This is a genomic window from Mangrovicoccus sp. HB161399, from assembly GCF_013184745.1.
Taxonomy (GTDB): Bacteria; Pseudomonadota; Alphaproteobacteria; order Rhodobacterales; family Rhodobacteraceae; genus Mangrovicoccus.
In genome coordinates, this window is sequence record NZ_JAATVU010000001.1 from 101,210 (window position 1) to 127,728 (window position 26,519).

General features: G+C 69.2%; 23 protein-coding genes. 13 read left to right on the top strand and 10 right to left on the bottom strand.

The genetic code is table 11. From position 1 onward, the window contains the following. Window positions 1-287: 287 nt before the first annotated feature. Window positions 288-1,334, bottom strand: a complete 1,047-nt coding sequence (locus HCC78_RS00475; RefSeq protein ID WP_172326767.1) for a DUF3616 domain-containing protein — start codon at window positions 1,332-1,334, stop codon at window positions 288-290. Window positions 1,335-1,455: 121 nt separating this feature from the next. Here HCC78_RS00475 and HCC78_RS00480 point away from each other — a divergent pair, with 121 nt between their 5' ends. From HCC78_RS00480 to HCC78_RS00495, 4 genes are all read left to right on the top strand, one after another. Next, entirely contained in the window at window positions 1,456-2,964 is a 1,509-nt protein-coding gene (locus HCC78_RS00480; RefSeq protein ID WP_172326768.1) for a CYTH and CHAD domain-containing protein, read from the top strand. A 99-nt stretch (window positions 2,965-3,063) separates the two neighbouring features. Beyond that, on the top strand, window positions 3,064-4,944 hold the full coding sequence (gene cobT, locus HCC78_RS00485) for a cobaltochelatase subunit CobT (RefSeq protein ID WP_172326769.1): 1,881 nt from the start codon (window positions 3,064-3,066) through the stop codon (window positions 4,942-4,944). Window positions 4,945-5,045: 101 nt separating this feature from the next. Further along, complete coding sequence (locus HCC78_RS00490; RefSeq protein WP_172326770.1) at window positions 5,046-5,825, top strand: hypothetical protein; 780 nt, start codon at window positions 5,046-5,048, stop codon at window positions 5,823-5,825. Between the two features lie 85 nt (window positions 5,826-5,910). Next, on the top strand, window positions 5,911-7,731 hold the full coding sequence (locus HCC78_RS00495; RefSeq protein WP_172326771.1) for a M24 family metallopeptidase: 1,821 nt from the start codon (window positions 5,911-5,913) through the stop codon (window positions 7,729-7,731). A gap of 162 nt (window positions 7,732-7,893) precedes the next feature. Here HCC78_RS00495 and HCC78_RS00500 read toward each other — a convergent pair whose 3' ends face one another. Continuing rightward, the gene (locus HCC78_RS00500) at window positions 7,894-9,057 is read right to left on the bottom strand and encodes an ROK family transcriptional regulator (protein ID WP_172326772.1); all 1,164 of its coding nucleotides are present in this window, start codon (window positions 9,055-9,057) and stop codon (window positions 7,894-7,896) included. Between the two features lie 143 nt (window positions 9,058-9,200). Here HCC78_RS00500 and HCC78_RS00505 point away from each other — a divergent pair, with 143 nt between their 5' ends. From HCC78_RS00505 to HCC78_RS00530, 6 genes are read left to right on the top strand one after another with little or no spacing between them, the layout of a single operon-like run. Further along, window positions 9,201-10,499: an extracellular solute-binding protein gene (locus tag HCC78_RS00505; protein ID WP_172326773.1), complete on the top strand. Its 1,299-nt coding sequence runs from the start codon at window positions 9,201-9,203 to the stop codon at window positions 10,497-10,499. A gap of 56 nt (window positions 10,500-10,555) precedes the next feature. Continuing rightward, window positions 10,556-11,440: a carbohydrate ABC transporter permease gene (locus HCC78_RS00510; RefSeq protein ID WP_172326774.1), complete on the top strand. Its 885-nt coding sequence runs from the start codon at window positions 10,556-10,558 to the stop codon at window positions 11,438-11,440. Then, entirely contained in the window at window positions 11,437-12,342 is a 906-nt protein-coding gene (locus HCC78_RS00515; RefSeq protein WP_172326775.1) for a carbohydrate ABC transporter permease, read from the top strand. Before HCC78_RS00510 ends, HCC78_RS00515 begins: the two co-directional genes overlap by 4 nt. A gap of 2 nt (window positions 12,343-12,344) precedes the next feature. Next, entirely contained in the window at window positions 12,345-13,457 is a 1,113-nt protein-coding gene (locus HCC78_RS00520; protein ID WP_172326776.1) for an ABC transporter ATP-binding protein, read from the top strand. Continuing rightward, window positions 13,438-14,166, top strand: coding sequence for a DUF1868 domain-containing protein (locus HCC78_RS00525; protein ID WP_172326777.1), 729 nt, complete (start codon window positions 13,438-13,440; stop codon window positions 14,164-14,166). The genes HCC78_RS00520 and HCC78_RS00525 overlap by 20 nt, the downstream gene beginning before the upstream one ends. After that, a complete protein-coding gene (locus HCC78_RS00530; protein WP_216670978.1) occupies window positions 14,163-14,990 on the top strand; it encodes an inositol monophosphatase in 828 nt (275 codons plus the stop codon). The genes HCC78_RS00525 and HCC78_RS00530 overlap by 4 nt, the downstream gene beginning before the upstream one ends. A 59-nt stretch (window positions 14,991-15,049) precedes the next feature. Here HCC78_RS00530 and HCC78_RS00535 read toward each other — a convergent pair whose 3' ends face one another. Then, window positions 15,050-15,607, bottom strand: coding sequence for a peptidylprolyl isomerase (locus HCC78_RS00535; protein ID WP_172326778.1), 558 nt, complete (start codon window positions 15,605-15,607; stop codon window positions 15,050-15,052). Further along, window positions 15,600-16,106, bottom strand: a complete 507-nt coding sequence (locus HCC78_RS00540; protein ID WP_172326779.1) for a peptidylprolyl isomerase — start codon at window positions 16,104-16,106, stop codon at window positions 15,600-15,602. Before HCC78_RS00540 ends, HCC78_RS00535 begins: the two co-directional genes overlap by 8 nt. Window positions 16,107-16,334: 228 nt before the next feature. Here HCC78_RS00540 and pgk point away from each other — a divergent pair, with 228 nt between their 5' ends. From pgk to HCC78_RS00555, 3 genes are all read left to right on the top strand, one after another. Next, window positions 16,335-17,522, top strand: coding sequence for a phosphoglycerate kinase (pgk, locus tag HCC78_RS00545; RefSeq protein ID WP_172326780.1), 1,188 nt, complete (start codon window positions 16,335-16,337; stop codon window positions 17,520-17,522). Between the two features lie 173 nt (window positions 17,523-17,695). Continuing rightward, window positions 17,696-18,625: a class I fructose-bisphosphate aldolase gene (locus HCC78_RS00550; protein WP_172326781.1), complete on the top strand. Its 930-nt coding sequence runs from the start codon at window positions 17,696-17,698 to the stop codon at window positions 18,623-18,625. A 106-nt stretch (window positions 18,626-18,731) separates the two neighbouring features. Continuing rightward, window positions 18,732-19,049: a septum formation initiator family protein gene (locus HCC78_RS00555; RefSeq protein WP_172326782.1), complete on the top strand. Its 318-nt coding sequence runs from the start codon at window positions 18,732-18,734 to the stop codon at window positions 19,047-19,049. On the opposite strand, the gene cysE is transcribed toward HCC78_RS00555, so the two are convergent. The 6 genes from cysE to HCC78_RS00585 form a co-directional block, all read right to left on the bottom strand. Further along, on the bottom strand, window positions 19,039-19,839 hold the full coding sequence (gene cysE, locus HCC78_RS00560; protein ID WP_172326783.1) for a serine O-acetyltransferase: 801 nt from the start codon (window positions 19,837-19,839) through the stop codon (window positions 19,039-19,041). The genes HCC78_RS00555 and cysE overlap by 11 nt on opposite strands. An 82-nt stretch (window positions 19,840-19,921) precedes the next feature. After that, a complete protein-coding gene (locus tag HCC78_RS00565; RefSeq protein ID WP_172326784.1) occupies window positions 19,922-20,638 on the bottom strand; it encodes a DUF2793 domain-containing protein in 717 nt (238 codons plus the stop codon). Beyond that, complete coding sequence (locus HCC78_RS00570) at window positions 20,628-24,548, bottom strand: glycoside hydrolase/phage tail family protein (RefSeq protein ID WP_172326785.1); 3,921 nt, start codon at window positions 24,546-24,548, stop codon at window positions 20,628-20,630. Before HCC78_RS00570 ends, HCC78_RS00565 begins: the two co-directional genes overlap by 11 nt. After that, a complete protein-coding gene (locus tag HCC78_RS00575; RefSeq protein WP_172326786.1) occupies window positions 24,548-24,994 on the bottom strand; it encodes an NlpC/P60 family protein in 447 nt (148 codons plus the stop codon). Before HCC78_RS00575 ends, HCC78_RS00570 begins: the two co-directional genes overlap by 1 nt. Continuing rightward, window positions 24,991-25,875 (bottom strand): DUF2163 domain-containing protein, encoded by an 885-nt coding sequence (locus tag HCC78_RS00580; RefSeq protein ID WP_172326787.1) that lies wholly within the window; start codon window positions 25,873-25,875, stop codon window positions 24,991-24,993. Before HCC78_RS00580 ends, HCC78_RS00575 begins: the two co-directional genes overlap by 4 nt. Then, complete coding sequence (locus HCC78_RS00585) at window positions 25,875-26,507, bottom strand: DUF2460 domain-containing protein (protein ID WP_172326788.1); 633 nt, start codon at window positions 26,505-26,507, stop codon at window positions 25,875-25,877. Before HCC78_RS00585 ends, HCC78_RS00580 begins: the two co-directional genes overlap by 1 nt. Between the last annotated feature and the right edge of the window lie 12 nt (window positions 26,508-26,519).

The following is a 26,519-nucleotide window of genomic DNA, read 5'->3' on the forward strand; positions in this document are numbered from 1 at the left end:
TCCGTCAGGCGCGGACGCGGATCGCCAGGACCGTGAAGTAGAAGGCGACGATGCCCATGCAGACAGGATTGGTGACAACGGACTGGATGAAATCGAACATGGCACAGAACTCCGTGTGCGGTTGGGGGTAAGGCGGAATTAGGGCTTGCCGCGTTACCGTCCAGTTAAACGCGCGCGGCCGCGTAGCCACATAGTTAGCGCTAGCTTTACCGGCAAGGGGCAACTGCGCCGCAGCCGCCCCTGCCGTCCCGCCATGCGCTGGAAACCGCCGATCGCGCCGGCCGGGATCAGCCGTCCAGCGCCCAGATGTCGGCCTCCAGCCAGCACCCGCCGCCGATCCGGTGGTCCTCGGGGCTGTCATGGGTGATCATCCAGGTGCCGTCCTGCCAGCGCACCAGCCCCTCGGGATTGTCGGTGTTGCCGAGGTAGGGCAGCTCCTTGGCCAGGCTGACCTCGCCCGCGCCGCGGACGCCGGAGGCGCGCGCCTTGGTGCCGTCCTTCCAGCGCCAGATCGCCGAGCGCCCGCCGGAGGCGAGCGGCGTGCCGGTCAGCACCAGCATGTCGTCTCCGTCGAGCGCGAGATCCCGCACGCCGTGCCCGCCCAGGGGCAGCAGGTGCTTCACGTAGCGCCGCCCGCCGTCGATCTTGCGCGGCTTCAGCCAGCCCTGCGAGGTCTCCTTCACCCGCATCTCCAGGATCACCGTGTGGCCGCGCAGCACCGGGCCGCGCAGGCCAAGCCAGACCCGGTCGCCGCGCGCCGCGACGCCCTCGACATCCAGCCCGTTATCCTTCGACGGAATGTCGAGGAACGCCCCCAGATGCGGGTCGCCGGCAAGCCACTTGCGCAGCCGCCCCAGCTTCTTCGGCTTGAGCATCGAGGCCTTGCGCGGCCCGTCCGCCCTGACCGGCACCGGCCCGTCCGGCCCGGCCTCGAGCGGCACCCGGCCGAGGAACTGCCGGTTCCCGTCCCACTTGATCTCGGCCATGTCCTCCAGCCGCTCCGCCGGATCGTCGTCCGGATCGGGCTTGCCGCGCTTGAGCGACTGCGAGCCGGTGATCCACAGCCAGTCGCCGTCGACCGCCAGCCCCTCGATGTCCATCTCGCCGTCCGGCCCGTCCGGCAGGTCGAAAATCTCCCCCAGCGGGAAATGCGCGTGGCTGCCCCAGCCCTCCTTGTCCGGCGTCAGCCGCTCGATGCCCGCGGTCTCGTCGCAGCTCAGCAGCAGCGCATCGCCGTGCCGCGTGGCGGTTGAGATGTCGAGATGCACCTCCTCGTCATGGGCGTCGGGGTCGAAGGTCAGCCGCACCTGGCCGATCGGTTTGCCGTTGGTCATCGCGTTCTCCGTCTTTCCGTCGGAAAGCCAAGCCGCGGCCCCGCCGCCGGGTTCCATGCCGCCTGCGCCGCAGCCGCTTTGCATTGAAGAACCGGGCGCCGCGGCGTAGATCCCGGGCATCATGCCAGAGACCGAACTCAAATTCGCCCTCGACCCGCAATCCTGCGCGCTGCTGCGCGAGAGGCTGGAGCGGCTCGGCCCGGCGGAGCGCCACATCCTGCACAGCGTCTATTTCGACACCCGGCGGCACCGGCTGAAGAAGGCCGGGCTGGCACTGAGGATGCGGCGCGACGGCGAGCGATGGATCCAGACGGTGAAGGCCAAGGCGAAGAACCATGGCGGGCTGCAGCGCGCCGAGGAGGCCGAGGCCGAAATGCCCGACGCCATGCTCGATCTCGGCGCCATTCCCGACGCGCGGCTGCAGAAGGCAGTGAAAAAGGCGCTGAAGGGGCGGATGCTGCACCCGGTCTGCGAGACCCGGATGGAGCGGCTGCAGCTGGTGATCCACGGCCCCGGCGGCGCGGCGGTGGAGGTCGCGCTGGACGAAGGCGTAATTGCCGCCGGTCCGCTCTCAGAGCCGTTCCGCGAGCTGGAGCTGGAGCTGAAATCCGGCCCGCTCGGCGCGCTCTACGACCTGGCGGCCGACCTGCTGCCCGATGGCGGGGCGGCCCCCTCGACGCTGTCGAAATCGGCGCGCGGCTACCTGCTGGCCGCCGAGGGCCGGATCGCGCCCGAGCCGCAGCCGCTCCATGCCGCCGAAGTGGCGCTGGAACCCGGGATGCAGGCCGGCGAGGCCGCCGCGGCGGTGTTCCGCGACTGCGCCGCGCAGATCCATGCCAATGTCGGGGCGGTCCGCCACGGCAGCGACCCCGAGGGGCCGCACCAGCTGCGGATCGGGCTGCGGCGGCTGCGCGCGGCGCTCAAGCTCTTCGCGCCCCTGCCCGACGCCGATGCCGCCGATTACCTGGAGGCCGAAGCGAGGTGGCTGGGCGGGCTCGCCGGGCTGCAGCGCGATCTCGACGTGGCGCTGTCCGACCTGCTGGACCCGGCGGCGGCGGGCGGCAACCCCGCGCTGGCCGCGCTGCGCGACCAGGCGGCGAAGCGGGCCGCGGCGAACCGCCCGGTGCTGCAGGGGATTCTCGGCACGGTCCGGGTGCAGCGCTTCCTGCTGGCGCTCGGTCGCCATGCCGAGGCGACCGGATGGGACAGCCTGAACGGAGATGCCCAGCCGCTGGCCGCCGCCGCGCTGGAGCGCAGCTGGGCGAAGGCCGAAAGGCGCGCCCGCGGCATTGCCGGGCATGATACCGAGGCGCGCCATGCGCTGCGCAAGGCGCTCAAGCTGCTGCGCTACCAGGCGGAATTCGCCGCGCCGCTGCATCCGGGCAAGGCCCCGGCGAAGTTCCTCAAGCGGCTGAAGCGCCTGCAGGAGACCTTCGGCCGGATGAACGACATCGCCATGCTGGAAACCCTGTCGGCCGAGGGCGGCCCGCTGGCCCCCGCCACGCCTGCCGCGGCGGAGGCGCTGGCCGGGCTGCTCGACGGGCTCGGCCGCGAGGCCGGGACCCAGTGGACGGCGGCACAGGGCAAATGGGACCGGCTGCGCGCCATGCCTGCCTTCTGGGCGGAATGAGGCGCCGCCGCCCTGCCGCGCGCCCCGCGCCGGGGCCGCGGCCTTGCCCCGTGCCGCTGCCTGTGGCACGCAGGGCAGACGCAAGCGCAGGTAATCCAGATGTCCAAGCCCTCCGACAATCCCGCCGATCCGTTCAAGAAGGCCCTGGCCGAAGCGACCAAGGTCATGGCCGACGATCCCGAGATGACGGTGAGCTATTCGGTCGACCCGCCGGGCATGACCGCCGACGCGATGCGGCTGCCGCAGATCAGCCGCCGGATGTCGCGTGCCGAGGTGATGCTGGCCCGCGGCACCGCGGATGCCTATGCGCTGCACCGCAAGTTCCATGACGATGCGACCCATGCCCGCTATGCCCCGCAGGGCCAGCTGGCGCATGACATCTACGAGGCGATGGAGACCGCGCGCTGCGAGGCGATGGGCGCCCGCGTGATGCCGGGCACCGCCGGGAACATCGACGCCAAGATTTCCTGGGAAGCCGAGCGCAAGGGCTATGCCACGGTCACCGACCCCAAGGACGTGCCGCTTGCCGTCGCCGCGGGCTACCTGATCCGCCATCTCGCCACCGGGCGCGAGCTGCCGCCCGCCGCCGCCAACGTGATGGAGCTGTGGCGCGAGCATATCGAGGGACAGGCGCAGGAGACGCTGGGCGATCTCGACCGCGTGCTGTCGGACCAGGCCGCGTTCTCGCGCTTCTCGCGGCGGATCATCGAGGATCTGGGCTACGGCGACCAGCTGGGCGACGATCCGGACCTGTCGGACGAGGAAGAGCCCGAGGACCAGGCCGAGACCCAGGAGGACCAGCAGGACCAGGAGGGCGATGACGGCGAGCAGGAGGATGCGCCGCAGGACAACGAGGCCGCCCCCGAGCAGAGCCAGGACGATGCCGGCGACCAGTCCGAGGCCCAGGTGGTCATGGACCAGATGGCCGATGCCGAGATGGGCGAGGAATCCGATCTGCCCGACGGCGCCGGTCCGCTCGATCCGCCGCCCCCGCCGCCCGTGTCCGAGGCCGATCCGGGCTACGCCGTCTGGAACTCCGAGCATGACGAGGAAATCCGCGCAGAGGACCTTGCCGAACCGGCCGAGCTGGAACGGCTGCGCGCCTATCTCGACCAGCAGCTGGAGCCGCTGAAGGGCGCCGTGTCGCGCCTTGCCAACAAGCTGCAGCGGCGGCTCCAGGCACAGCAGAACCGTTCCTGGGAATTCGACCGCGAGGAAGGCATCCTCGATGCCGGCCGGCTGGCGCGCGTGGTGGCGAACCCGACGACGCCCCTGAGCTTCAAGATCGAGAAGGACACCGAGTTCCGCGACACCGTGGTGACGCTGCTGCTCGACAACTCCGGCTCGATGCGCGGCCGCCCGATCTCGATCGCCGCGATCTGCGCCGACGTGCTGGCGCGCACGCTGGAGCGCTGCTCGGTCAAGGTCGAGATCCTCGGCTTCACCACCCGCGCCTGGAAGGGCGGGCAGAGCCGCGAGGAATGGCTGAACGCCGGCCGGCCGCAGCAGCCGGGCCGCCTCAACGACCTGCGCCACATCATCTACAAGCAGGCCGACGCGCCGATGCGCCGGACCCGGAACAACCTGGGACTGATGATGAAGGAAGGCCTGCTGAAGGAGAACATCGACGGCGAGGCGCTGGAATGGGCGCACAAGCGCGTCATCGCCCGGCCCGAGGCGCGCAAGATCCTGATGGTGATCTCCGATGGCGCGCCGGTCGACGACAGCACCCTGTCGGTCAACCCGGCCAACTACCTGGAGAAGCACCTGCGCGACGTGATCGCCATGGTCGAGAAGAAGAAGGCGGTCGAGCTGATCGCCATCGGCATCGGCCATGACGTGACCCGCTACTACCAGCGTGCGGTGACCATCACCGATGTCGAGCAGCTGGCCGGGGCGATGACCGAACAGCTTGCCTCGCTCTTCGACAGCGATCCGCGGGCGCGGGCGCGCGTCCTGGGCATGAACCGGGTCGCCTGACGGTCCGGCCCGCCCCGGCGGGCCGGCGGGCCTTCCGTTCCGCACGCCTGGGCGACAGGACGGCGCAGCCATGCTACCCTCGCGTGCAAACGGGAGGGGACATGAAAATCTGGATTGCAGCCTGCGCGGCGCTGATCTCCGCCGGCACGGCCGGTGCCGCGCCGATCACTTTCGAATGGACCGGCCGGGTCAGCTCGGTCTCCGCGCAGCGCGGGGACAACCTGGACATCGGCCTGCAGCTCCACGACCGGGTCACCGGCAGCTTCGCCTACGACATCGCCCATCCGGACGAGCGCCCGGCAGATCCCGACCAGTATTTCTCCGCCGACATGCCGATGTGGATCACCGCCATCGCCCGCGGCAACGCCTTTTCCTTCGCCGCCGCGGAAAGCACCGCGCAGTCGGCCGGGATCGGCGGCGGCATCTTCCAGGTCGACAACAGCCGCGACACCGCCCCCACCGGCAGCCTGTTCGGCGCGACCGCGCTCGACAACGATGCCGATGCAAATGCCGGCGGCTTCCTCGCCTCCGATCCCTGGAACCCGGCCGTGGAGCCGATCCTGCTGAACGGCAGCGAGCTGAACGCCGGGGTCGCCAGCTTCAATGTCCAGATCAGCGGACCGGCGGCCGGCCTGTTCGGCCCGGACGCGCTGCTGAACGAAAGCCTCGACCTGGGCGATTTCGACCGGGCCTTCATGAATTTCGGCTTCGCCGAGGACCCCAACGGCCTGAACGCGCTGCAATTCCAGGTCGTGCTGGACAGCTTCCGGCTGGAGGGCGATCCGCTGCCCGAGGTGCCGCTGCCGCCCGGCCTGCTCGCGCTGGCCTCGGGCGCCGCGCTGCTGGCCATTCCGGCGCGCCGGAGGGGCCGCCGCGGCTGATCCGCGAATGCGGCCAGCCGCGCCGTTGCGCCGGTCCCCCGCACGCGCTAGGCCAAGGGCGTGACCAGTCAGAGGGGGACCGCGCGTGTTCCAGAGCTTCACCTCCACCGCCAGCCCGGACCAGGGACCGCCGCGCCTCGCCGCCTTCCGCAAGGCGCTGGCCGAGGACGGGCTCGACGGGTTCATCGTCCCGCGGGCCGATGCGCACCAGGGCGAATATGTCGCCGGCCATGACGACCGGCTGGCCTGGCTGACCGGCTTCACCGGCTCGGCGGGCTTCGCCATCGTGCTGCCCGAGATCGCCGGGGTCTTCGTCGACGGGCGCTACCGGCTGCAGGCGCGGGCGCAATGCGATCTGGAGGCCTATACCCCGGTGGACTGGCCGGAAACCCGCCCCGCCGACTGGCTGAAGAGCCAGATCGCGGGCGAGGCGCAGATCGGCTTCGACCCCTGGCTGCACACGGTGCAGGAGATCGAGACGCTGCGCGCCGGTCTGGCGGGCACGGCGGTCACGCTGGTGGAATCGCCCAGCCCGGTGGACCGGCTCTGGGAGGACCAGCCGCCGCCGCCGATGGCGCCGGCCACCGCCTATCCCGCCGAGCTGGCCGGGAAGTCCCAGGACGACAAGCGCCGCGAGCTGGCCGAAGCGCTGGCCGAGGCGGGCGAGGACGCGGCCGTGCTGACCCAGCCCGACGGCATCTGCTGGCTGCTGAACATCCGCGGCGGCGACATTCCCCGCGTGCCGGTGGCCCATGGCTTCGCCGTGCTCAATGCCGACGCGACGGTCGACCTGTTCATGGCCCCCGAGAAGCTGGCAGGCCTCGGCAACCACCTGGGCGCGGGCATCCGCATCCACGAGCCCGGGGCCTTCGGCCCTGCCCTGTCGAAGCTTTCGGGCAAGGTGCGCATCGACAGGACGAGCGTGCCGGTCGCGGTCCATGCCGCGCTGGTCGGCGCAGGCGCCGACATCGTCTTCGGACGCGAGCCCTGCCTGCTGCCCAAGGCCTGCAAGTCCGCGACGGAGATCGCCGCCGCACGCCAGGCCCATGCCCGCGATGCCGCTGCCGTGGTCGAATTCCTCGCCTGGCTGGAGAAGGCCACCGACACGCTCGCCGCGGGCGGCGAGCCCCTGACCGAGATCGACGTGGTGAAGAAGCTGGAGGAGTGCCGCGCCGCCACCGGCAAGCTGCGCGACATCTCCTTCGACACGATCTGCGGCGCCGGGCCGAACGGCGCGATCATGCATTACCGCGTCACAGAGGAAACCGACCGTCCGCTCGCGGCGGGCGAGCTGGTGCTGGTCGACAGCGGCGGGCAATATCTCGACGGCACCACCGACATCACCCGCACCATGGCCGTCGGCAGCGCCGGGATGGAGGAGAAGACCTGCTACACCCGCGTGCTGCGCGGGCTGATCGCGATCTCGATGGCGCGCTTCCCGAAGGGACTTGCCGGGCGCGACCTCGACGCGCTGGCGCGGATGCCGCTCTGGCAGGCCGGGCAGGACTTCAACCACGGCACGGGACACGGCGTCGGCCAGTACCTGTCGGTCCACGAGGGCCCGCAGCGGATCTCGCGGGTCAGCGCCGAAGAGCTGAAGCCCGGCATGATCCTGTCGAACGAGCCCGGCTACTACCGCGACGGCGCCTTCGGCATCCGGCTGGAGAACCTGATCGTGGTGAAGGAGGCGCCCGCGCTGTCCGGCGGCGATGCCGCGCGCAGGATGCTGGATTTCGAGACCCTGACCTATGTCCCCTTCGACCGCCGCATGATCCTTGCCGACATGCTGACCGCAGCCGAGCGCGCCTGGCTGAATGCCTACCATGCCGAAACCTGCGACCGGCTGGCGCCTCTGGTCAGCCGTGGCGCCGCGGCCTGGCTGGAACGGGTGACCGAGCCGCTTTGACGTAGCAGTAGGGAATACCGCAATACCCCAGGACGGCTGCCTGGGGTAGACAGGACGGCGACGAAGGGCCTGCCAGCCCGATGTCCCTCCCTCTTTCATTGCGCTCAGACAGGCCGGTTCCCCGAACCGGCCTTCTTTCCTTCCGGCTCCCGGCAGGCAGGCTCAGAAGGCCAGCGCCCGCAGCGGCAGGCAGGCGGCGCCGACCGCCGGTGTCTCGCCGCCCAGGGAGGAGACGGCCAGTTCCGGCAGAGGGTTCAGATGGCCGTGCCGCGGCCGGGCGTAGAATTCCGCGCGGCCGATGAAGGCCCGGGCCAGCGCGCGCGGGATCTGGCCGCCGAAGACGATGCATTCCGGATCGGCCACCGCGGCCAGCGCGTTCAGCACGCGGTTGAGCTGCGGCATGACCTGCGCCACCCAGGCGGCCGTCTCGGGCCAGTCCGCCGCGCGCTCCAGATCCGCGATGCCGCGGATGTCATGGCCTCCGCGCTGCAGATGCGCCAGCAGCAGGCCGAGCGCGGGCCGAACCGCGGCCTCCTCGGGGGTGAAGATCATGCCGATCTCGCCGGCATTGCCGAAGCCGCCGCGCATCAGGTCGCCCTCCGCGATGATCCCGGCGCCGAAACCGTAGTTGAAGGACAGGTAGGCGAGATTGCGGACCCGCCGCCCGACCCCGAACATCGCCTCGCAGAGCGCGGCGGTGTTCGCGTTGTTGTCGGTCCAGCACGGCAGGCCGAAGCGGTCGGACACGCGCCGCGCCAGGTCGACCTCGGACCAGTGGACCAGCGGATCCGGCGGGTTGTAGCGCCCGGATTTCATCAGGTAGCCCGCGATCGAGAAGCCCACGCCCAGCACGTCGCCCTGCCCGAACCGCGCCTGGTCGAGCAGCGCGGCGAATTCCGCCTCGATCCGGTCCAGCACGGCCTCGACGCTGTCGCCCGCGATCGGGAACTGCCGCGCCAGGTGGCCGCCCGCGAAATCCATGCAGGCCAGCCCCACTCGGTCGGTATCCAGCGACACGCCGAGCGCGCAGCCGAAGCGCGGATTGAGCAGGAGCCGCGGGCTGGGCTTGCCCTTGTGCCGCGGCGGCTCCAGCGGCCCGAACAGGATCATCCCGTCCTCCTGCAGCCCCGACAGCAGCCGGTGCACCGATTGCTGCGCCATGTCCATCCGCCCGGTCAGCGCCGCGCGCGTCTGTTCGGGCTCCTGCCAAAGCAGCGCCAGCAGCTGCCTTTCGCTGCGGCTGGCCGGCGCGCCGCCCGCGCGGCGGAAGCGCGGCGCCAGCAGCGCGGCAGGGTCATGGGGAAAGGTGCGGAACAGGGCGGTCATGTCCTCACATTTCATGCGCGATGACCGGCTTTCAAGCAGGATATGCGCATGATACCCAGCGTCACTCTGTTGTCACACATTCTGAGTAAGTAAGGCGCATGCCGAGTCCGGCCTCCCTGCCCCCCGTTCTCCGAGGAACCGACATGCCGAAGACATCCACCCTTTCCGCGCTGGCGTTCATGGCCGCCAGCGCCGCCCACGCCGCCGATATCGAGTTCTGGTACGGCAATACCGGCACCGGCGAGGAGGCCATCCAGGCCGCCTGCGCCGCCTTCAACGCAGCCCAGGACGACCACCGCGCCACCTGCGTCGGCCTGGGCGGCTACGAGACGGCCATGCAGAAGGCGATCGCCGCCTACCGCTCGGGCCAGCACCCGGCGCTGATCCAGTTCTTCGACGCAGGCACGCTGGACCTGATGCTCTCGGGTGCGGTCATGCCGGTGCAGGACTTCGAGCCCGGGGCCGACTGGGGCGACTACATCACCGGCGCGCGCTCCTATTACGAGACCTCGCAGGGCGCGCTCTATTCGCAGCCCTACAACGGCTCCACCCTGATCTTCTACGGCAACCGCGAGCTGCTGGCGAAGGCCGGGATCGATGCGCTGCCGCAGACCTGGGAAGGCGTGGCCGAGGCCGCCCGCGCGCTGAAGGCGGCGGGCGTCGACTGCCCCTTCGCGACGGACGCCCATCCTTGGCGCGTGCTGGAGCAGTTCTCGGCGCGCCACGGCCTGTCCATCGCCACCGAAAGCAACGGCTATGGCGGGCTCGATGCCGAATACACCTTCAACGCCGGCCCGGTGGCGCAGCACCTGCAGAACCTCGCCGGCTGGCGCGAGGAAGGGCTGGTGAAGCTCGATGCCGACACCGCGGCGGGCAAGTACACCACCGCCTTCAATACCGGCGAATGCGCGATGATGGAGGGCTCGACCGGCTCCTACGGCGCAGCCTTCGCGGCGCTCGGCGACAAGGTCGAGATCGCCATGGCGCCGATGTACGAGGGCTACGAGCGGCACAACACGCTGATCGGCGGCGCCTCGATCTGGGTGATGAAGGGCCATTCGGAGGCCGAATACGACGCGGCACGCGCCTTCCTCGACTTCCTGCGGCTGGACGAGCAGCAGATCGAGTTCACCCGCGCCACCGGCTACGTGCCGGTCACCAACAGCGCGCTGGCGGCGCTGGAGGCCTCCGACCGGGCCGGGTCGCTGGAATTCGCCACCGCCAGGATCGGCGTGGACTCCCTCAACCAGCCCGGCGGCGCGGACAGCCGCGGCATCCGGCTGGGCTTCTACGTGCAGTTCCGCGACATCTTCATGGAGGAGACGCAGAAGGCCTTCACCGGCGGGCAGTCCATGCAGGCGGCGCTAGACAGCGCGGCAGACCGCGGCAACGCGCTGCTGCGCCGCTTCGAGCAGACCTACCAGGGCGCCGAGCTGCCCTGATCCCGTCCCGGCCGGCGCTGCGGCGCCGGCTGCCTCCCCCGCCGAAGGACCCGCCCATGAAACAGGCCATCTTCCGCGCGCGCTTCCTCCTGTGGGGGCTGGCCGCGCCTCAGCTGATCGTGCTCTTCCTGTTCTTCTACCTGCCGATCATCCTCGCCTTCTGCTGGGCCTTCCACCTGGAGCAGCCCTTCGGCGGCGGCTCGCAATTCGTCGGGCTTGCCAATTTCCGCCGGGTGCTGGGCTCGTCCGAATTCTGGTCGTCTGCGGGCGCGACGCTGCTCTACATGGTGCTGGCCTCCGGCACCTCGGTCGCCGCCGCGCTGGTCCTGGCGCTGGCCGCCGACCGGGCGCTGAAGGTCTCGCCTCTGGCGCGCAACGTCTTCATCTGGCCGAAGGCCGTCGCCTCGGCCTCGATCGGGGTGATCTTCGTCTTCATCCTCAACCCGTTCCTCGGCATCCTCGCGCCGCTGAACGATCTCTGGCCGGGCTTCTGGAACCCGCGCACCAACGTCCTGCACACCTACATCATGCTGTTCGCGGCCAATGTCTGGAACGCGATCCCCTTCAGCTTCATCATCCTGCTCGCGGGCCTGCAGGCGATCCCGCAGGAGCTGCACAGGGCGGGCGCGATGGACGGCGCGGGGCCCTGGCGCCGCCTCCGGGACATCCAGCTGCCGCTGCTGGGCCCGCAGCTCTTCGTGGTGATCGTGCTGGAGGTCGCCGACAGCCTTTCGGGCAGCTTCGGGCTGATCGACACGATGACCCAGGGCGGCCCCGGCGGCGCCACCAACCTGCTGGTCTACAAGATCTATTCCGACGGGTTCAAAGCCTATGACCTGTCCGGCGCGGCCACCCAGACGGTGATCCTGATGGCGCTTGTCGCCTGCGTCACCGGCGTGCAGTACCTCTTCCTCGAGCGGAAAGTGAATTACGACCGATGATCGAGAACACCCGCTCCATCGACCGCGTCGCAACGGCGATCCTGATTGCCGGGCTCGCCTTCGTGCTGGCACCGCTCGCCGTCGTGGTGATCACCGCGACGCAGAGCTACGAGGATTTCCTGGCCCGGAACTTCTCGCTGGTCCCCGGAACCCATTTCGCCGGGAACTTCCGCGAGATCTGGACCCGCACCGACTTGCCGCGGCAGACGCTGAACTCGGTCATCGTGGGCGCGATCACCGCCGCCGGGCGGATCGCGCTGGCGGTGACGACCAGCTATGCCGTCGTCTACTTCGCCGGGCGCGGCCGCGGACTGGTCTATGCGGCGGTCGTCGCCTCGATCATGCTGCCGCTGGAGCTGATGATCATCACCGCCTACCAGGTGACCGCCAATGTCGCGCTTCCGCTCGATGCGGTGGCGAACATGGGCGGCTGGTGGGGCGCGCTGTTCGGCGCGCCGCTCGACCTGCAGTGGAACCTGCTCGACACCTATGCCGGGATCTCGGTCCCGATGATGGCGCAGGGCTCCTGCACGCTGATCCTGGTGCAGTTCTTCCGCACCATCCCGCCGCAGCTGGCGCGCGCCGCGATCATCGACGGCGCCGGACCGCTGCGCTTCCTGCGGGACATCCTGCTGCCGCTGTCGAAGGGACCGCTGACCGCCCTGGGCATCTACATGTTCATCAGCGCATGGGTCCAGTACATGTGGCCCCTCGTTGCCGCTTCCTCGCCCGCGCGCACCATGGCCGTGGTCGGCCTTGCAAGGCTGCAGGAAGATGCCGAGCGCATTCCCGATTTCCCGCTGCAGATGACCGGCGCGATCCTCGTGACCCTGCCGCCGCTGATCCTGATCGCGCTGTTCCAGCGCCGGATCGTCCGCGGCCTGACCCTTTCGGAGAAATGACCATGCCGGAAACCCGTTCCAACGCCGGAATCGGCCTGCACGGGCTGGTGAAATCCTATGGCGGCGCCCCGGTGATCCCCGGCCTCGATGCCGAGCTGGAGGGCGGCGAATTCACCGTCATCCTCGGCCCCTCGGGCTGCGGGAAATCCACGCTTCTGAACTGCATCGCCGGGCTGGAGAGGCTGACCGCGGGCCGCATCACCATCGCCGGGCGCGAGGTGCAGGAGGAGGAGCCGAAGAACCGGCGTCTCGCCATGGTGTTCCAGAGCTATGCGCTCTACCCGCACATGACCGTTGCGGAAAATATCGGCTATGCGCTGAAGGTCGCCCGCGTGCCCAAGGCCGAGCGCATGGCCCGCGTCGCCGCAGCCGCGAAGCTGGTCGAGCTGGGCGACTATCTCGGCCGCCGTCCCGGGCAGCTTTCGGGCGGGCAGCGCCAGCGCGTCGCCATCGCCCGCGCCGTGGTGCGGGAGCCGCAGGTGCTTCTCTATGACGAGCCCCTGAGCAATCTCGACGCCAAGCTGCGCCAGGACATGCGGATGGAGCTGGCCGGGCTGCACCGCCGGATCGGCGCGACCTCGGTCTTCGTCACCCATGACCAGGTCGAAGCGATGACGCTGGCCGACCGGATCATGGTGCTGAACAAGGGCCGGATCGAGCAGTTCGACACGCCCGAAGCGATCTACCACCGCCCGGCCTCCGCCTTCGTGGCAGGCTTCATCGGCTCCCCGGCGATGAACCTGATCGACGTGACCGGCGACGGCAGCCATCTGCGCCTGTCCGACGGCACCGCGCTGGCCCGCCATCCGCATCGCGGCCCGGCGATCCTGGGCATCCGGCCCGAGCAGGTGCAGGCCGCGCCGGGCGGCATCCCCGCCGCCGTCACCTGGCGCGAGGATCTCGGCGCGCATTGCGTCCTGACGCTGCGCCTCGGCGACGGCACGGCGCTGCGCCTGGCCACCGGGCCCGGCCAGGCGGCCGGGACCGCCGCGACCCTCCGCATCGCCCTGCCCGCCGCGGCGCTGCATCTCTTCGACATTTCCACCGGCAGGGCCCTCGCCGCCGCTGCCGCCCCCGCGACCATGAAAGCAGAGCATGACCACCTTCCGTCCTGACCCGATCGAGTACCTGACCGGCCGCACCCGCCCGGAGCTGTCCGTGCCTCCGGGCATTTCTCAGCCCGGCGGGGGCGGCAAGTTCACCCCCGAAGGCCAGCTGCTGATCTGGCCCGGCAACACGATGATCTGCCATGTCGACCCCGGGAGCGACGCGCATGCCGCGCTGGCGGACATCCAGGCGGGGCTGAAGGCCGGGCCGCATGCCGGCTGTTTCACCTTCCTGCCGGGCGAGTCGCTGCACATGACCGTGTTCCAGGGCATCTCCGGCCCCTTTGCCAACCGCTTCGACTGGCCCGGTGGCGTGGACCGGACCGCGACCCGCAACCAGGTGACCGCGGTGCTGAAGCAGCGGCTCAAGGGGATCGGGCTGCCCGCCAGCCGCCGCATCCGCGCGCTGGAGGTCTTCGCCGGCCATTCGATGACGGTGGACGGCATCGGCCCGGACGAGGCCGGGCTGCGCGACACCCGCGCGCGGCTGCGCGAGGCGACCGGCATCGACCCGGAAGGCTACGCGACCTACACGTTCCACATCACCCTGGCCTACCTGCTGCGCTGGCTATCCGAGGAAGAGGCGCACGAGGTCGCGGCGCTGTCGCGGGACCTCTTCGCGCGGCACGGCGCGCGGCTGCAGGACATCCGGCTGGGACAGGTCGAGCTGTGCAATTTCGAGCACATGCACCATTTCGAACCCTTGGTTCGGCTGTGAGCGCGGCGCTGCTGGCGGAGGCAGAGGCCGCGGCGCTGACCGCCCTTGTCCGGCAGGTGGGCCGGGAGGTCATCCTGCCCCGCTTCCGCAATCTCGCCGCCGCGGAGATCGCGTCGAAGGCCGATCCGACCGACCTGGTGACCATCGCCGACCGCGAGGCGGAGGCCGCGCTGGCCGCCGGTGCCCGCGCGATCCTGCCGGGCTGCGAGGTCGTGGGCGAGGAGGCGGTCTCCGAAAACCCCGCCCTGCTCGGCGCCATCGCAGGGGCGGAGACCTGCGTGATCATCGACCCAGTCGACGGCACCTTCAACTTCGCCCGCGGCCTGGCGATGTTCGGCGTGATCCTTGCAGTCGCGCGGGGCGGAGAGACGGTGTTCGGCCTGCTCTACGACCCGGCGATGGATGACTGGGTGCTGGCGCATCGCGGCGGCGGGGCGCATCACGTGACCGCCTCCGGGGCGCGGCGGCGGCTCTGCGCGCGCGGCGGAGCGACCCTGGCGACGGCCGAGGGCAGCCTGCCGCTCGATCTGGCCGACGGACCGGGACGCACCCGGCTGATGCGCGCCTTCGAGCCGGTGCGCAGCGCCCGCGCGCTGCGCTGCTCCTGCCACGAATACCGGATGCTGGCATCGGGACAGGCCGATTTCTCGGTGAACAGCTCGATGAACGCCTGGGACCATGCCGCCGGGGTGCTGGCGCTGGAAGAGGCCGGGGGCTGCGTCCTGGCCGATGGCGGCCGCTATGCCCCTGCGCTCCGGGGCGGGCGGGTCATCGCCGCCGCGAACCGCGGGCTGGCGGAGGAGATTGCCGCGCTGGAGTGGTAGCGGCCCGGCCCCGCGCCGGAAAGGGGAAGGCCGGCCCCACGGGACCGGCCTTCCGGAGATCACTCGGTCACGGTGACCTTGACCATGCGGTCGGGCTCGCCGACCACCGCGCCATTGCGGCCGGTGCCGCGCTTGATCGCGTCGATCACGTCCATGCCCTTCGTCACCTCGCCGACCACGGTGTACTGGCCGTTCAGATGGCCTGCCGGGGCGAACATGATGAAGAACTGGCTGTTGGCGCTGTCCGGATCGGAGGCGCGCGCCATGCCGACGGTGCCGCGGTCGAAGGGCTTGTCCGAGAACTCGGCCTTCAGATCCGGCAGCTCGGAGCCGCCGGTACCCGCCCGGCGCATGTCGAAATGCTCGTCGGTGGAATCGCCGAACTGGACATCGCCGGTCTGCGCCATGAAGCCGTCGATCACCCGGTGGAAGACGACGCCGTCATAGGCGCCCTCCTTGGCCAGGGTGGTCAGCTGCTTGACATGCAGCGGCGCAACATCGTCGAACAGCTCGACATGGACCGTGCCCGACGCCTCGCCCGCGATCTGGATGTCGAGCCCGGTGGCCAGCGCCGGACCGGCCGCCAGGATCGCCAGGGCCGCAACCAGGTTACGCATCGGCAGCGACCTTCACCGCGATCATGCGGTCGGGGCTTGCCGGCGGCTCGCCGCGCACGATCTTGTCGACATGCTCCATGCCCGACAGCACGCGCCCGTAGACGGTGTATTGGCCGTTGAGGAAGTGGTTGTCGGCGAAGTTGATGAAGAACTGCGAGTTGGCGGAGTTCGGGTTCATCGAGCGCGCCGCGCCCAGCGTGCCGCGGTCATGCGGCAGCTTGGAGAATTCGGCCGGCAGGTCGTCCAGATCCGAGCCGCCGGTGCCGGCGCGGCGGATGTTGAAGCCCTCTTCCATGTTGCCGTGCTCGACATCGCCGGTCTGCGCCATGAAGCCGTCGATCACGCGGTGGAAGCAGACATTGTCGTACTTGCCGGCGCGCGCCAGTTCCTTCATCCGCTCGGAATGCTTCGGCGCCACGTCCGGCAGCAGCTCGATGACAACCGGGCCGTCCTTCAGCTCGATGATGATGGTGTTTTCCGGATCCTTGATCTCGGCCATGACAGGTCCTCTCGTAACGGGTCGCGCGGACACTAGGCGGAGCCGCGGGGGAATGCAAACCCCGCCCGGCAGGGATCCGCGCGCTTGCGGCGCCCGCGGCGCCGCAGGCCGCGGGCGCGCTCCGAACGGCGGCCAGGCGTTCCGGACAGGGCGTCAGAAGGCGCGGTTGACGCGTCGGGCCCGAGCGGTCACCACTGCGCCCAACGTTCCAGATTCAGGAGTATGCACGTGGCCTGGAAATCCCTCGACGACATGGACCTCTCGGGCAAGACGGTCCTGACCCGTGTCGACATCAACGTCCCCGTCGCCGACGGCAAGGTGACCGACGCCACCCGGATCGAGCGCATCGCCCCCACCGTGGCCGACATCCTCGCCAAGGGCGGCAAGCCGGTTCTGATGGCCCATTTCGGCCGTCCCAAGGGCCAGGTCGTGCCCGAGATGTCGCTGGAAGTCCTGGTCCCCGCCCTTGCGGAAGTCTTCGGGGTGCCGGTGAAATTCGCCTCCGACTGCATCGGCGGCCCGGCCAAGGAAGCCGTTGCCGCGCTCGGCGCGGGCGAGGTGCTGCTGCTGGAGAACACCCGCTTCCATGCCGGCGAAGAGAAGAACGACCCGGCCTTCTCCGCCGCGCTGGCCGCGCTCGGCGAGGTCTACTGCAACGATGCCTTCTCGGCGGCGCACCGGGCGCATGCCTCGACCGAAGGGCTGGCGAAGCTCCTGCCCTCCTGCGCCGGCCGCTGCATGCAGGCCGAACTGGAGGCGCTGGAAGGCGCGCTCGGCACGCCGGTCCGCCCGGTGGTCGCCGTGGTCGGCGGCGCGAAGGTTTCCACCAAGCTTGACCTGCTGGGCAATCTGGTGGCCAAGGTCGACTACCTGGTGATCGGCGGCGGCATGGCCAACACCTTCCTCGTCGCCCAGGGCATCGAGATCGGCAAGTCGCTGGCAGAGGCCGACATGGCCGCGACCGCCCGCGAGATCATGGACAAGGCGGCGGCGGCAGGGTGCAAGATCCTGCTGCCCGCCGATGTCGTTGTCGCCCGGGAATTCAAGGCGGGCGCAGCGAACGAAACGGTTCCGGCCAACGGGTGCCCGGCCGATGCGATGATCCTCGATGCCGGTCCGCAGGCGGTCGAGGCGATCAAGGAAGCGCTCGACGGCGCGAAGACGCTGATCTGGAACGGCCCGCTCGGCGCCTTCGAGATCGAGCCCTTCGACACCGCCACCAATGCCACCGCGGACTACGCGGCGGCGCTGTCCGCCGAAGGCAAGCTGACCTCGGTCGCGGGCGGCGGCGACACGGTGGCGGCGCTGAACAAGTCCGGCGCGGCGGAGAAATTCACCTACATCTCCACCGCCGGCGGCGCTTTCCTTGAATGGATGGAGGGCAAGGTCCTGCCAGGCGTCGCGGCGCTCGGCTGATCCGCATTCCGGCGGTGCAGGAAGAGCCGGGCCGCCGATGGCGCCCGGCTCTTTCCGTTCAAACCGGGCAAAGCGCGCCAATTCTGCGCTGTTAGCGCCCCCATGCTTGATCGTTGCCGCGGCTGCGCTAGCCCTATGGGGACCCAAGACGGCTTGCGACAAGGACCGACCCAATGAAAGCAACCCGAACCGTCCAGACCATCCTGAAGAACTACGAGGGCGAGACCCCCGGCGTGAAGGGCAAGCTCTGCCAGATGCTGATGCACGGCAAGCTCGGCGGCACCGGCAAGATGATCATCCTGCCCGTCGACCAGGGCTTCGAGCACGGCCCCGCGCGCAGCTTCGCGCCGAACCCGGCGGGCTATGATCCCCATTACCACTACCAGCTGGCCATCGACGCCGGACTGTCGGCCTATGCCGCGCCGCTGGGGCCGCTCGAGGCCGGGGCCGACACCTTCGCCGGGCAGATTCCGACGATCCTGAAGGTGAATTCCGCGAATTCGCTGATGTCCTCCACCGCGGGCAAGAACCAGGCGGTCACGGCGTCGGTCGACGATGCGCTGCGCCTCGGCTGCGCGGCGATCGGCTTCACAATCTATCCCGGCTCGGACATGGCGGTCGACATGATGGAGGAGATCGTCGCGATGCGGAAGGAGGCCGCCGCCAAGGGCGTGGCGACGGTGATCTGGTCCTACCCGCGCGGCGAGGGCATCACCAAGGACGGCGAGACCGCCATCGACGTCGCCGCCTATGCCGCACACATGGCGGCGCTCCTCGGCGCGCATGTCATCAAGATCAAGCTCTCCACCGACCACCTGATGCAGGCGGAGGCGAAGAAGGTCTACGAGGAGAAGAAGATCGACATCTCCACCATGGCCGCGCGGGTGAAGCACTGCGTCGACGCCTCCTTCAACGGGCGGCGGCTGATCGTCTTCTCGGGCGGCGCGTCCAAGGGCGCGGATGCCGTCTATGACGATGCCCGCGCGATCCGCGACGGCGGCGGCAACGGCTCGATCATCGGGCGCAACAGCTTCCAGCGCTCGCGCGAGGACGCGCTCGACATGCTGGGCAAGCTCGTGGACATCTACAAGGGCAAGGCCTGAAACGGAAAAAAGGCGCGGCCCTGGCGGGCCGCGCTTCCGCAAAGGCATTCTGAGGATTCCCGAACGCCTCCGGCTGTGCCATAGTGCCGGAAAACAAGAGGCCCCGATGCAGCGCAGTTCCAGACCTTCCGCGACCTTCCTGCTCTATCTCTGCCTGGCGACCCTGCTGTCCGCCTATTTTGCTTATGCCGCCGTGCGCGGCGACCTGGGCGTGATCGAGCGGCTGGTCATCAGCGCGCAGCTGAAGGATCTGGAAACGGAGAAGGCCGGGCTGGAGGCGCAGATCGCGCAGCTGTCGAACAAGACGCGGCGCATGTCGGACGACTACCTGGATCTGGACCTGCTCGACGAGCAGGCCCGCTCTGTCCTGGGAATGATGCGCGCCGACGAACTGGTCATCGACGAGAACTCCGTCAGCCGATGAACTGGTCCATCTTGACCGAAGGCTGGTCGCAGCCCGCCTCGCCGACGATCTTCGCCGGGACGCCGGCCACGGTCTTTCCGCGCGGCACGTCCTGAAGCACGACCGATCCGGCGGCGATGCGCGAGCAGCAGCCGACATGGATGTTGCCCAGCACCTTGGCCCCCGCGCCGATCAGCACGCCGTCGCCGATCTTCGGATGGCGGTCGCCATCTTCCTTGCCGGTGCCGCCCAGCGTGACGCCGTGCAGCATGGAGACGTTGTCGCCCACGACCGCCGTTTCGCCGATCACGATGGAATGGGCATGGTCGATCATGATCCCCTGCCCGATCCGCGCCGCCGGATGGATGTCGGCGCTGTAGAGCTCGGACATGCGCATCTGGATGTAATAGGCCAGATCCTGGCGGTCATGGGTCCACAGCCAGTTCGCCACGCGGTAGGCCTGCAGGATCTGGAATCCCTTGAAATACAGGAACGCCTGCAGCAGCCGGTGGCAGGCCGGATCGCGCTCGTAGACCGCCATTAGGTCGGCCCGCGCCGCCCGGCCCAGCGCCGGTTCGCAGTCATAGGCCCGCTCGGCCAGGTCGCGCAGGATCGGTTCGGACAGGTCCGCCGAGGCCATCTTGGTCGCGATCCGGGCCGCCAGTGCCGATTCCAGCGTGCGGTGATGCAGCACGCTGGTGTGGAAGAAGCCGCCCAGGCTCGGCTCGTCGCGAAGCGCGGTTTCGGCTTCCTCGACGATGTTCGACCAGACCGGGTCGAAGGCGGCAACAGAGATCTTCGCTTCGGGCATGGGCTTCCCTCCAATGCGCAGCAAGATAGGAGCATTGGAGGAGCAGGACAAACCGGAATTTCGTATCGGTTGTTTCAGCCGGTCACAAGCGCGGCACGGACAGGTGGCGCAGATGCACCGAGATCCGGATCCGGCCGCCGTTGAAGGCGCCGTTCTGCGCGGTGATGACCAGCGGCGTGTCCTCGTAATAGGTGATCGGCGCGCCGGTCAGCCCGAAGGTCCAGTTGTCTGCCAGCAGGCGCAGGTTGTAGCCGTAGCGCGACTTGCTGCCCGGCACCCCCAGACGCCAGAGAGCCAGCGTCCCGTCATTGAGCTTGTTCACCACCCGCGCGGTCACGCCCATCACCGTCGTGTAGGCGGGGATCTTCCAGGACGTCGTCACCGAGGTCCCGGTCGTGATCGCCTGCTCGAACTCGGCCACCTCGAACCCGATCGCCGCGCCATTCGACGAGGTTGCAACGGCATCGCTCTGCCAGGCCGTTCCGTCATGCAGGTAGCGGCGCCCCTCGTCCTTCACATAGGCATGCCATCCCGCCTTCGGATCGACGAAGATCCAGCCGCCGTTGACGAAGACGGCGATGCGGTTCTTCTGGAAGGACCAGGCCCCGCCAAGCCCGGTCGGCAGGCCCCAGGCCTGGCCGTCGACCGGATCGGCCGGCGGAGAGGAGACGGTCAGCGACTCCAGCGTCAGTTGGGTCGCCGCGTCGAGAATGGCCAGCGCCTCGTTGACCACGATGTGCTTCTGCGCCTGGGACTGCTGCAGCAGCGGCAGCGCGAGATTGGCGGTGCTAGACGACATAGAGCTCTATCCTTCTTGCAGGGCCCGGACCGTAGAGGTCCGAGACTTGGGCAATTTCCACGGCATAGGCGCCGCTCAGGCCGTCAGCCGTCCGCTGGGCCTCGGTGTAGTCGAATTGCGGCACGGTCACGTCCCGGACGCGGATATCCGAGCCGCCCTGCCGGACGGTAACGCGGTAAAGCTCCCGAGCCTCGCCCAGCGGCACCTCCGCCAGCGACCAGTCATCGCCCAGCCGGGTGCGGCGCACCCAGGTGAAGCGGTGCGTGCCGCTGGACAGCACTTCGGCCTCCAACCAGACCGGCGCATAGGGGCGCAGCCCGGTCGCGTCCGATGCGTGCTCGACATGCAGGTAGTCGGTGCTGTCCAGCGGCTGGTCCGCCGCGCCGATCCGGTAGTGCCGGTTCAGGTTGCGGATGGCGGGCACGGTCACCTGCGGCACCGCCTCGTCGAGCAGCACCACGAGGCTGCCTGCCGGCCATTCGTCCGGAATGAAGCTGTCCGTCCCCTGCTGGCCGCGCAGGCGGAGGCTGACCACCGCATTGCCGTTCCCGTCGAGGCTGTGCTCGAGGAACTGGAAGATCTCCCAGGGCCCGCCCTGTCCGTCGCCGATCGCCAGCGCATTGGCCCCGTTCAGCAGCGAGTCCCAGTCGGTCCCGCTCAGTTCCCCCGAGGCCAGGTCGATGTAGAGCGGATCGCCGCGGTCGATCAGCCCCGGCTCCGCCCGCTTCAGCGGGCTGACGGTCAGGCCGAGCGTGGCACTTTCCTCCACCAGCGTGTTCAGCCCGTAATTGGCGTCCGTGGAAGACGAATGGACCGCCACGTCTCCCGGCCAGGGCTCGGCCGCCACCGCCAGATGCGGCGCGTACGGGTCCTCGGTGCCGAGAAGCAGCGGCAGGTCGAGGAAGATCGGGAAAGGCAGTGCCGAAGGCGGCGGCACCGCCAGCGGATCGCCTTCCTCGTAGCCGCCCCCCGGGATGTAGACGCCCGGCTCCACCCGCACCGCCTCCACGAGACGGATGCCGAAATCCTCTATCCGGTCGATCCGGTAAAGAGCGGGTCCGGCATCCTCCTGGATCTCCACGATGTCGCCCGCAGTCACGTTGATATACGACGGCGGCAGCGCGAAGCTCACCGTGTCCCGGCTGACCCGCGCCTCGCTCAGCCAGCGCTCTGCCATGCGCTGCCCCTCGCCGAAGGTCAGTGACATGTTCAGATCGGACGCGGTCACCGATTGCGGGTCGTCCGAGGGGTAGGCGGCGCTGGAACTGCGCGCCTCGTAGGCCCCGTCCGCCGCGACATGCGCGATCTGCACGGTCCCGGCGATCTCCGCTTCGGGCTGGCGCACCTGCAGCAGGTCGCCGTCCTGCTCGGGGTGCTCCGCCAGGTCCTCCAGCGCCAGCTGGATGTCGGCCCGCCCCGTGCGGCTGCGGAAGGCCAGCACGCCGTCCCGCTCCACCGCATCGAAGCCGTGCGCAAGCATCAGCGGCTGCAGAGCTGCACGCGCATCGTCCATGGAGGTCACGGCATAGCCGCGCACGTAGCCCCAGAGATCTGCGGTATCTATACCGGCCACGCCCGAGCGCAGGCAGATCTCGCGCACCACCTCGGCAAGGTCCCGCCCTGAAGTCCGGCCGTTGACCCAATGCCCGCGGATGTAGTTCTCGCCGTCGCCCCAGACATTGCCCAGCGCCGGGAAATACGGATAGGGCCGCGCGTCCCAGGCCCAGACATGCGCCTTCGACATGTCGATCATCGGGCCGCCATAGACCGCCGAGACCGGATTGTTCTCCGCCCGTTCCCAATAGTCCTGCACGGCGCGGACATACTGCATCTGGATCAGGTCGTCGCGCGCCCCGGTCGAATAATGCGGAATGTCCGATTCCGAGGATTTCGGGTCGAGGAACTTGTTGGGCTGGTTCGTGCCCTTGTCGATCGCCGCGCAGCCGAACTCGGTGAACCAGACCGGCTTCGACTGCGGCACCCATTGCGTCGGCTCCGCCTGCCGGACGCCGCCGATGCGTTCGTGATGCGGCAGCGACCACCAGGACCGGATGTCCTTGTAGCGCCAGATCCAGGGCTCGTTATGCGCGCCGTCGGAAATCGGCAGCCGCTCCTGTGCATCGCGCCCTGCCTCGCCGGCGTAATACCAGTCATAGCCTTCGCCGCCCTCGATATTGGCCTTCAGGTAGTCGATGTTGTGGATGCTGCGCCAATGGCTGTCGGCATGGTCCGCGTCATCCCGCCAATCCGACAGCGGCATGTAGTTGTCGATGCCGACAAAATCGATATCCCCATGTGCCCAGAGCGGGTCGAGATGGAAATAGCGGCTGCCATCCTGCGAGGAATAGCCGAAATACTCCGACCAGTCCGCCGCATAGCCCAGCTTCGTTCCCGCCCCCAGCACCTGGCGCACGTCCTCCGCCAGGCGGCAGAACGCCTCCACCGCCGGAAAGCTGTGGTTCTCGGCGCGCAGCTGCGTCAGGCTGCGCATCTCGGAGCCGATGACGAAGGCGTCGATCCCCCCCGCCGCCTTGCACAGATGCGCATAGTGCAGGATGAACCGGCGGTAGCTCCACTCGGCGGGTCCAGAATAGGACACCGTGCTGCCGTCCACCGAGAAATCCGAAACTTCGGCCGTCCCGAAGAACGCGGCCACCTCGTCCCTGGCTGCTGCCGTTCCGTCCGGGCTACCCTCGACGCCTGGGGCCAGCGATCCGGTGATCCGCCCGCGCCACGGCAGCGGCGGCTGCTCCGGCCCGCCCCACCAGGGATTGACCAGCCCATTGCCCTCGAGCTGCTCCATCAGGATGAACGGATAGAGCACCACGTCCTTGCCGCGCCGGTTCAGCTCCCTGATGGCTTCGACCACCGCGGCATCTGCAGGCGTGCCTCCATAGAGCGGACGGCCATCCACCGGCGGCACGACCTCGGCCTCCAGCCGGTCCAGCCCAGACACCTTCCAAGGCATCCTGTCCGATCCGACCAGCTGCTGTTCCACCTTCGGCCTCAGCGTGCAGCGGTTGCAGCGCAGGTCGTCGCCGAACCAGGACACGACCAGCAGCGCAGACCCGCAATTCGGCAGTTCGGAGTCGAGCTGGTCCATGGAGGTCAGGAAATCCGACTTGCCCGAAGGCGAGTTGCGGTTGCCCGGAACCGAGCGCCCGATCCCCTTGTCATAGTGCACCACCGATGTCGCCAGCGTGTACTCCCCGCTTCCGGGCATCAGCGCCACCGCCTTGATCGCGCGCGTCATCGACGGCACGTCGCCTTCGCTCTCCGCCTGGGCCGGGCGCAGCACCTCGAAGCTGAATTGCGGCACGCGGTTCCCGAAGCGCTCGAGATCCAGGCCGGAGATCACGACATAGGCCAGCCCGCGATAGGACGGAGCATTCTCCAGGCCCTCGGTGGCGGCGATCTTCGGATCGGGTTCCTGGTCCTCGGTGCCGCAGTAGACAGAAATGTCCAGCTTGTTGCGCCCGATGACCTTCCCGTCCGCCCAGATCCGCCCGATATCCGAGATCTCTCCTTCGCACAGCGCGATGGCCAGGCTGATCGAGTAGCTGTAGCTGGTGACCGTGGTCGACGGCGCGCTGCCCTTGCCGCCGCCGCCCGACTTCTTCTTGCGCTTCCTCTCCTTGAAGCGGGTCGACCAGATCACCTGGCCCGGCACGCGCATGCGGCCGTAGACCTGCTGGATCGCGGCCCCCTCCGAGGCCGACGTCACGCGCAGGCGGTCGACCCGGCCGGTCTCCACCGCCTGCGAACCGCTGCCCAGCAGCCGCTGGTCGATCAGGCGCCCGGCAACCGCCCCGGCCGCCCGGCCGATCGCGGCCGCGGACAAGCCGAGGACGGATCCGTCGATCGAGGCGCCTACCGATGCGCCGACTGCGCCCAGGACGATTGTCGCCATCACTTCACCTCGTCAGGAAATCGGAACCGCGCCACGATGCGGCGGGCCCAGGGTTGGGTCAGCGGGGTCTCGATCACCCCATGCCCGGAATAGGCGTGGATCACCGTCTGCATGCCGCGCAGCTCGGCGGCGATCCCCAGATGCTTGGCGACCGCCCCGTCCCGCATCCGGAACAGCAGCACGTCGCCCGGTTGCCGTTCGCCGTCCGGCGCCGGATGCAGATAGCTCTCGGCCGCGCGCCACAGCAGTTCCTCGCGCTGCGGCTCCCCCCAATCGGCAGAATAGCCGGGCACCGCGGCGGGCTCCTGCCCGTGCAGCTCCCGCCACAGGCCGCGGATCAGCCCGAGACAGTCGGTCCCTGCCTGCCTGGTGGAGCACTGATGCCGGTAGGGCGTGCCGATCCAGCCACGGGCAAGGGCCACGACATCGCATGTCTTGCCGCTCATCTGTACCTGCTCCCGCCGTCATTGCCGCCGCTGCGGCTGGGATAGCTCATCAGCCAGTCCTCTCCCGGAATGTGCGGGCATCCGCGGAAGTTCAGGAAATTGCCGTATTTCACCTTGCAGGTCTCCGCCCGCTTGTCGCAACCGGCCACCAGACGCACGGCATCCCCCGGCACGATCCCGCCGCGGATCTCCTCCCAGAGCTCCACGGTCCGGGACAGCCCGCCCCGGTCGGACTTCACATGGCCCGCCAGGCCTGCCGCCGCGCCATCCAGCACCTCGAACCGTCCCTGCTCGAACCAGCGGTCGGCATATTGCCCGAGCGAAGGCAGGACGAACCGGCTGCGCCCGACCATCGAGGCCACCACGGTCTCCACCGTGTAGTCAGGCCCCGACAGGTCCAGCCCGCAGCGCGCGTCGCCCAGCTGCGCTGAACAGCCCCGCTGGAATACCCGCCCCTGCGTCTGGTTCAGCCCCTCGGACAGCCCGCGCAGCTCCGCGCGGAACTCCCCCGCTTCCATCTTCACCTCGCCCAGCGCCCCGCGGAACTGCAGCGCCCGCTGCTCGGCATCGGTCCAGTTCACGATCCAGCTCGCCACCTCGGCCCCGTCGAACAGTCCGGCCTTCAGCTCCGCCTCCGAGACCGAGCTGTCGCTGAGGACGCCCGAAGCCTCGCTGTTGTCAACCGACAGGCCGGTGGTCTGCGACAGGGCATTGGCCGTCAGCCCCGTCCCCGCCTTGAAGGTCACGCCCCCGAAGGACAGGTCGCGGTCGTGATCGGTGAAACCGAACACGGCGCCATCCTTCCGCGCGACCCGCCAGCAATGGCAGACGGTAGTATGGCCACCCGAGAGGTGATCCAGGAAATCTCCGGTGACAGGCATCAGACCCTCAGCTCCACGATCGGCACATTGGGAACGTCGCCTGCCTGGAAGCTGGCGACAGAGGTCACGATCCGGTCGGTGTCGAAACGCACCGGCACGTCGAACTCGAACCCGGCCGTCACGACCGTCCCGTCCGCCGGCGCCACGTTGAACACGACCTGTCCGGAAGCCGGGTCCACAACGAAATCCGGTCCCTCCCCCGCCTCCGCACCGTCAACGGCGACCTTCACCGTGCCCTCCACCGGCTTCCTGATCGGGCGATCATAGGTCTGCGCGCCCGAAGCATAGGTCTTGCTCAGCTGGAAGACCCGCGCTGTCCCGTCCCCGGTGCCGATCGCCTGGTCCATGGCCGACACTTCCGCCGACGGCAGGCCGCTGCGGTAATCCGCCCAGTCCTTCCAGCGGAAGCCATAAAGCTGCCCCTGCCGCGCCTCGAAGAAGGCGATCAGCGTCTCGATGTCGTCAAGCGAGCGCATCCCCATTCCCGCGTCATAGCGGCGGCGCGAATGCGACCAGGGAGTGTTGCGCTCCTCGTAGCCGTTCGCCAGCGTGACGATCGCGGTCCGCCGCTCCGGGCCGCCCATGGAGCCGAAGCTCAGCGAGGCGGGAAACCTGACCTCATGAAATGCCATCGGACTGTCCTT